This is a genomic window from Cypionkella sp. TWP1-2-1b2 (assembly GCF_049896245.1).
In the GTDB taxonomy this organism is placed as follows: domain Bacteria; phylum Pseudomonadota; class Alphaproteobacteria; order Rhodobacterales; family Rhodobacteraceae; genus Cypionkella.
Window position 1 is genome coordinate 1 of the sequence record NZ_JAFCTX010000076.1, and the last position, 6835, is coordinate 6835.

7 protein-coding genes and 2 pseudogenes are annotated in these 6835 nt (G+C 54.2%); 4 read left to right on the forward strand and 5 right to left on the reverse strand.

Annotated features, from left to right (window positions below):
- Window positions 1-91: 91 nt before the first annotated feature.
- Together ACP7AP_RS23705 and ACP7AP_RS23710 are read right to left on the reverse strand one after the other, a co-directional pair.
- Window positions 92-385, reverse strand: a complete 294-nt coding sequence (locus ACP7AP_RS23705; RefSeq protein ID WP_426038329.1) for a hypothetical protein — start codon at window positions 383-385, stop codon at window positions 92-94.
- Window positions 386-398: 13 nt separating this feature from the next.
- A complete protein-coding gene (locus tag ACP7AP_RS23710; protein ID WP_426038331.1) occupies window positions 399-914 on the reverse strand; it encodes a Chromate resistance protein ChrB in 516 nt (171 codons plus the stop codon).
- A gap of 206 nt (window positions 915-1120) precedes the next feature.
- On the opposite strand from ACP7AP_RS23710, the gene ACP7AP_RS23715 reads away from it, so the two are divergent.
- Window positions 1121-1678 (forward strand): phosphatase PAP2 family protein, encoded by a 558-nt coding sequence (locus ACP7AP_RS23715; protein ID WP_426038333.1) that lies wholly within the window; start codon window positions 1121-1123, stop codon window positions 1676-1678.
- A gap of 7 nt (window positions 1679-1685) precedes the next feature.
- On the forward strand, window positions 1686-2036 hold the full coding sequence (locus tag ACP7AP_RS23720; RefSeq protein ID WP_426038335.1) for a diacylglycerol kinase family protein: 351 nt from the start codon (window positions 1686-1688) through the stop codon (window positions 2034-2036).
- A gap of 471 nt (window positions 2037-2507) precedes the next feature.
- Here ACP7AP_RS23720 and ACP7AP_RS23725 read toward each other — a convergent pair.
- Window positions 2508-2817 (reverse strand): annotated as a pseudogene (locus tag ACP7AP_RS23725) (IS66 family transposase); the annotation flags it as partial.
- 529 nt (window positions 2818-3346) lie between these two features.
- Between ACP7AP_RS23725 and ACP7AP_RS23730 the strand changes: the two are divergent.
- Window positions 3347-3490, forward strand: a pseudogene (locus tag ACP7AP_RS23730) (ATP-binding protein); the annotation flags it as partial.
- A gap of 35 nt (window positions 3491-3525) precedes the next feature.
- Here the strand turns inward: ACP7AP_RS23730 and ACP7AP_RS23735 are convergent.
- The gene (locus ACP7AP_RS23735) at window positions 3526-3978 is read right to left on the reverse strand and encodes an HdeA/HdeB family chaperone (RefSeq protein ID WP_426038337.1); all 453 of its coding nucleotides are present in this window, start codon (window positions 3976-3978) and stop codon (window positions 3526-3528) included.
- Window positions 3979-4278: 300 nt separating this feature from the next.
- Between ACP7AP_RS23735 and ACP7AP_RS23740 the strand changes: the two genes are divergently transcribed.
- The gene (locus ACP7AP_RS23740) at window positions 4279-5634 is read left to right on the forward strand and encodes a cation:proton antiporter (RefSeq protein ID WP_426038339.1); all 1356 of its coding nucleotides are present in this window, start codon (window positions 4279-4281) and stop codon (window positions 5632-5634) included.
- A gap of 354 nt (window positions 5635-5988) precedes the next feature.
- Here the strand turns inward: ACP7AP_RS23740 and ACP7AP_RS23745 are convergent, their stop codons facing one another.
- Window positions 5989-6393 (reverse strand): XRE family transcriptional regulator, encoded by a 405-nt coding sequence (locus ACP7AP_RS23745; RefSeq protein WP_426038341.1) that lies wholly within the window; start codon window positions 6391-6393, stop codon window positions 5989-5991.
- Window positions 6394-6835 lie beyond the last annotated feature (442 nt).

The following is a 6835-nucleotide window of genomic DNA, read 5'->3' on the forward strand; positions in this document are numbered from 1 at the left end:
GGGCGGCGATCCTGAACCGATTTACGGCACTTGGAACGCCGCAAACTCAACGTGTGGGATGACTCTGTCCAGCGGAAGGGAAAACTCGACCTCAGGCTGATTTGTGCAACAGAGCCACGCCGACCGCGTATGGCCTGACCCGATCAACAAACAGCAAAATGATCTGATTGAACGCCAAACCCAAGAGAAATGACAAGCCAGCCCCCACCAGTGTATGACGTGTGCCTTGTTTGTCGCTCTTCATCCACCATTGGCACGCCACTGCAAGCACGAGCACAGGTATGCCATAAGCAGAAACCCCGATCAGCACAGCGTCGATAAACTGATTTTCTCCAGCCAGGCGATTTATCCATTGGGTCAAACTGATGTCTATGCTGTGGATCATATGTTGTCAGCCTTCATAGGCCTTGGTTGGCGTCAAAAACCCGTTGGGCGTAGTCGGCCAAAACGGTCTCGCAATGCTTCATGCGCTCGGTGGCCAAAGCAGAAAGCGATGCCTGATAAAAATCGAGATTACGTATTTTTTCCAACCAGCTTTGGAGTTTCTTTAAGTCATTGTCCTTTTCTTCCAGTTCGGCATAGGTGTATTTTTGCTTCGCTACTTCCTTGGCAATTTTCGCCTCGAATGCCTCACATTTTCCAAGAAACTCACGGTACTGATTGTCCCGATCCGCCTCGAACCGCGCGATCACCTTAGCTTCCTGCTTCTTGTCTAAAGATGTTGTCGACAAAAGAATTGTTTCGCCGCCCATTTCAGTGGCGTCGTTCTCCAATATCTTCAATTGAAGCATGTGTTCGTCTGTCTGCGGCAGCAAGCACACACCGTTCTGGAGATAAACAGCGCCCATGCCTTTGAGTCGTCGCCATAAAGCTATGCGCTTGGCAGCGGGTTCGGGCGGGACCTTGTAGGTCATCAGTATCCAAGATATTTGACCCATAGTTACATCATAAAGTTACGATCGTAACAAGTCAAGCTTGAGTGGCGGAGAGTTGCTTGCTTCGAAAGCGGACAAAATTGGCGGCGATTTGTCCGCCAAAGGAAGAGCCAAGCCATTCAAAACCGCTAGACTTTCAAAGCGGAATTCTCTCAATTCGATCCAGTACAATTTGGGGGCGGACCATGCGAATCGTCAAAGTGTTGATCGCGGGCCTTGTGGCATTAACCGTCAGCGTGCTGACAATATTGCAACCGGCAGCCGCGGACAGCAAGGATAGTTGGGACAAGCTTTCCACTGCGCTGGTTTTCGGGCTTGCGGGCGGGGCAGAGTGGAAGACCGTAGCGCTTGGCGACAAGACCGGCCAGATGGAGTTCTTCGAGGCCATGGCCGCGACTCTGGCCGTGTCCGAGGGGCTAAAGGCGGTTATCCATAAACGACGCCCGGACGGTTCGTCCAATGACAGTTTCCCTTCGGCTCACACAGCACTAGCCTTTGCGGCGGCCAGCTATTTTGATATCCGTTATGGGGCGGAGAACAAAGCGCTCGTCCCGTTCCTCTATGGTGCCGCCGCGCTAGCGGGTTTGGGCAGAGTCCAAGCTAAGAAGCACTTCATGGGAGATGTAGCCGCAGGCGCGCTGATCGGCGTTGCACTCGCACATACGTTCACGACACCCAATAATGATTTGAGCATGTATCCGACGGGTGATGGCATGGGGATCAACTACGTAAAGCACTTTTAATGTTGTGATGCGCTGGTTGGGCAAACGTATTCGCGCTTTCGGTCATGCTGGCCGGGGCGTTGGTGTGCTTCTAAGCACGCCGCATGGCGGTATTCACGCCACAGCGACAGTTGTCGTCATTCTTCTGGGGTTATGGCTGGGCATCTCAGCGACGGATTGGACTCTGCTGGTGATCTGTATAGCGCTCGTTTTAGCCGCCGAGGCAACCAATACCGCAGTGGAGCGTTTGGTGGACCTTGTCAGTCCGCAATGGCACCCCTTGGCCCGGGATGCCAAAGACCTTGCGGCGGGCAGCGTATTAATAGTGGCGATCGGAGCGGCAATAGTTGGGGTTATTGTTTTTATACCTTATCTCTGAATCAGCCCGAAGGGGCTTTTAAAGTTGGCAGCACGCAGCGAATTCGTCATCGACAACGGGCCAGTGGCTGCTTCGGGTTACTTGATGCTCGAATGTAGCTTGGGGCTATTCAAGCTTTTACAAGATTGGCATGCTTTAAGCCATTTGTTTCAAAAACGGTCGATGGTGGTGAAAAACTCTTCGCTTGATTTGGACCTAACTGACTGATTCAATTGGCTCAGGCGGGCTGGAGGATCGAGCGGTGATGGGTCGGCAAGAGGTTCAGGAAGCTCTGTTTTACCGGTTCCGCTTCTTCAAAGCAGTCGCCAGCTTACCTGGGCTGAGCGGTCGCATTTTCTTATGGGGTTAATACTCACCTACACGCCCCGTCTGAACCAGGCCTACTTTTACTTTGCCGTTGACAAATATAAGTGGAAAAAACGATGAATGGCTGGCTTAGGGCGTCATTCTGCACTCATCCGGAATCTACCCCATTCTGGCGAGGACATCGGCGAGCCGGGCTTGCGGGTCGATGTTGTTCATCTTTGCAGTGACGATTAGGGAATACATGAATGCGGTATGGTTGTCGCCACGGTCTGACCCGGCGAAGAGTCAGGCTTTGCGGCCGAGGGCTGTGCCGTGCAGGGGTCGTTCGACGGCGTTGTTCGTTAGGCAGACGTGCCGTCGGTCAGAAACCGGGCGAAGGCAGGCCAGTGGCCCTTCTCGAATAGGTAGTTGATGGCTTGGCGACGGGGTTGTGCTTGGACATCTGGGCCCGTTCGGAGCGTAGCCACCCCTCAAGATCGGCGAGAACCTGCACAAACTGAACCACCTCTGGCCTCCGGCGAAGGCTTATGTTCAGCGAATAGTTTTTGATAGCGGTGGAACTCATCCCCGAATGCTGGTGGCACCAGAACGCATCCCCTTTGTGCTCGACGATAAAACCTAGGACTTCGCGTAACATCCCTATCGGGCGGCACCAGTTCCCCTGAGAACGTTGCGCCATTCCTCAGTGGGGCGTCGGACGGGTCGGGCGATCGGACTGGCTATTTACTTTGGATTGAAGCCCGCAATCGGCAGAATCGCGTATCGGACATATTTGGGGGCGAGCATGCGCTTTTGTCCGAGTTGTCCGAACTGAATGGTGTGTGGAGGGAGCCGCGCTTCACATGGCTCCCTATCTGCATCAGTCCATTCCTTTGCGACTGGCAATGACGCTGAAGCGGGGGCGTGCCGAAGGACATTAGGTTGGCGATTCGGTTTTGAGAACTCCTGCTGAATTGTAAAACAGTGGTGTTTAGCAATGCGGGGTCAATCGCTATGGCGATCGGTTGCGCCTGCAAAAGCGGATCGCAGGCTACAAGCTGCTGATCATCGACGGACTCGGCTTCGTCCCACTCAGCAAAACCGGGGCGAAACTGCTTTTCGAGATGATCTCCCAACGCTATGAGCGTGGCGCTACGCTGATCACCAGCAAAAGGGGCGCTCCGATCAGAGCGCCCCTTTTGCATTACATTTTCATTGCGTCCATTACAGTGCCATCTGGCTTCGCAGCGCAGGCGTCGCCCGCCTTCTTTGCGACATCCGCGTCTGCCATTGCCGACATGGCGGCATCATCCTTCATGGCCATCTTCATCGACTTGCCGGCTTTTGTCATGCCCGCTTCGTCCATGGCCATCATATCCTTACAGGTCATGGTGGTCATCATCGATGCGTGCATTGCGTCCATAACGGTGCCGTCTGGATTGGCGGTGCAGGCATCTTCAGCCATTTTGCTGACATCCGCGTCGGACGTGGCGTCCATCTTTGCATTGCCTTTCATGGCATTTTTCATGGAGGTTGCGGCAGTTGTCATGCCAGCGGAATCCATTGCCATGAGATCTTTGCAAGTCATGGTTTCTGCGTCAGCTGCAAAAGTTGGAGCAGCGAGCAAGCTGAGCGCTGCGGCGAGAATGAGTTTCATGATGTGGTCCTTTAATTGTTAAGGCTACCGGAGAAAATCCGATAGTTTCTTTCCAAGCGGCCAGACGTGGTCTGGTTCCACGTAGTTAAAATGGCAGACGCAGTTTCGTGACCCGTCTGCCCCTTGCACGGGATCTTCGGCGAAAGTTCGCCTTGACGGGGTCAACTGGGGAACTTTTTTGCAATCTTTGGTTGAAGCGGACTGTCAGCAACATGTTGAGGATTTGTTGGGAAGGACTGAGCTGAAGACGCATTTTTACTCCTCTCCCGGTGACTCCATGGTGTTGAGTTGCCCCCAGAAGTGACCCGTGTCAATTCCGGGTGGAAATCAACAGCCCAATATGATCCTGCAGCGTTTGCAATAAGTCAGAAAACACGTCTTGTTGACGTCTTCCAGTTGGAGTGGCCAAACGTGCAAGAAGAACCGTTTTTCTCATTGAGTGCCTATCACGTCGCACTGGTTGTCGTTGGGGTAATTGTTGTGCTTGCACGGTGGCTTCCACGGTTGATTTCCAGACGAGAGCCTGCTGCCGCTCCCCTGATGATTTTGCTTGGCGCCCTTGCCGGGATGTTTGTTCCGAATTTGCCCAGCCTGCCCGATCCCCGACAGACCCCCCTGCCGTGGGAGTTGGTCAGCGAACTGACTGTCATCTTTGCTTTGTTTGGGTCGGGCATGCGCATCGACAACCTGAGGCCCTTGAAACGCTGGATACCAACGTTGCGCATGTTGGTCATTGCCATGCCGTTAACGATAATTGCGGTTGCGCTGCTCGGTGTTGCGGTGGGCGGGATCACCGTTGCGGGCGCGGTTTTGTTGGGTGCCGTTCTGGCGCCCACCGATCCTGTTCTAGCGGGAGATGTTCAGGTTGGGCCACCTCAAGAGGGGGGTGAACATCCCGTCCGCTTCACTCTGACGACGGAAGCCGGACTGAATGATGGTCTGGCATTTCCCTTCGTCTATTTGGGTCTTATCGTTGCCGCCGAGGGCATGAGCCCAGAGGTCTGGGGATGGGAATGGTTGGCGCGGGATGTCCTCTATCGCATTGTAGTTGGCGTGCTGATGGGCTGGGCCGGAGGAAGAGCCATGGGCTACATCCTGTTCGCAGTGCCGAAAGGTTCAATTCTTGCTGAAACCGCCTCTGGTGTCGTGGCTCTCGCTGGCGTGGTGCTTTGCTATGGATCTACGGAGTTGGCAGAGGGTTTTGGATTTGTCGCAGTCGCAGTGCTGGGTTTGACTCTGCGCCGTGTCGAGCAAGATCATCATTTTCACCGCCGACTGCACGATTTTACAGAGTCGATTGAGCACACCCTGACAGCAGTTCTGCTTATTGCGCTAGGAAGCGTCTTGCCCGTGCTTTTTGCTGATCTCTCTTGGGCGCATGTCCTGATCGCGCTGACGCTGATTATAGTTATTCGTCCTTTGTCAGGCATGATCGCACTGATGCGGACTGACCTAAAGCCCCGTGATCGTGCTGTGGTTTCAATCTACGGTGTGCGGGGAATAGGGTCTGTCTATTATCTCTGTTATGCTGGCAGCCATATGGAATTCTCCAATGAAACTCAGCTCTGGTCGCTGGTCGGTTTGGTTATCCTGCTCTCAACAATACTGCACGGCTTTACCGTCGGCTGGGCGATGGATCGACTGAAACGCGGGTGAACTCTCGACACCCTATGAGGCCGCGCCCCTATCGAAGACCTGTGACGACAGGGCGGCGGAGAAAAGATGCCCCCAGTCTGTCGCGCATGCCTTCCCTCCAAAATGCATGTTTATGGCGAAAGAGACGGGCCAAATATAGATTTAGATTTTCTGATCAGCTAGACGCGCTAAACCATACACGCGCATCTTCAAAAGCCCGCCGCATGGTCTGCACATGGCGCAGTGTGGGCGCGGGGTCACAATCGCACGACACCAGCCGGAGGAAGTCGATCCACGCCCTTTCATTCTGGCTGATGGGCAGCTCGGACGGTAGCCTGAAACCAGCCGTAACGACATCCTCTGCATCTGCGCCGCTCATTTGCCGAACACGGCACGTAGGGCTGAACGACTGCGTGTTGTCAGGTTGGGGTCTGAATGTCCTGATGCCTCCCTGATTTCTTCAAGCCATGCGACCTCGTTGCGGGTCACGATGGTGCCAAAGATCATCTCGATTGCCGCGGCAGTGGTGACACCACCCGGCTGTTCAAGGGCGAGTTTGAATAATAGCTTCGGGTCACATTCAAGAGCCTTGGCGACACTGGGCACGCGGTCGAGCGGCAACTTGGTCGATCCGTTCTTGATCATCGCCAGCATGTTCGGGTTAATGAAGCCGGCCTCGGTGGCTATCTCGATCTGTGATTTGCGCGGGCGCAACTCGAGAACGCGGGTTTCGATAAATTTCGCTAAACGGGTTCCGGCGTAGGGTCTACTTTTGGTCATGGCGTATCGCTTTCATATCAAAGTAGCAGTCGTGCTGATCTGCATATTTTGATTATAGCGAGCGATGTTTGGGACTTTGCTGGGAACACTGAGCCGCATGTTGAAGTCGTCATATACCCCCGGTGACATCACGATATCATGGTGCGCCGCCATTGATTGGCGTCTCGCCAAAGTGAGTGTGCGATGCTCTGCAACACCACTGCCAAGGTCGACACAATTACTGCCAGCAATATAGTCGCAGGTCGCCTGAGGGAGCCGATGTGAGCAACAGCGCTGGATATTGGCTGAGGTCCAACTGGCGCCATTATACCTTCAGCGATACCCCCTAGAGCAAGTCACCTTCAATCGGGACCATATCCTGCGGCTTTGAAGTAGTTTCTGCATTCCTGGCTATGGAATAGATCGCAGACTGCACCGACGGCGGTCCAGAGGGCTTGGTACG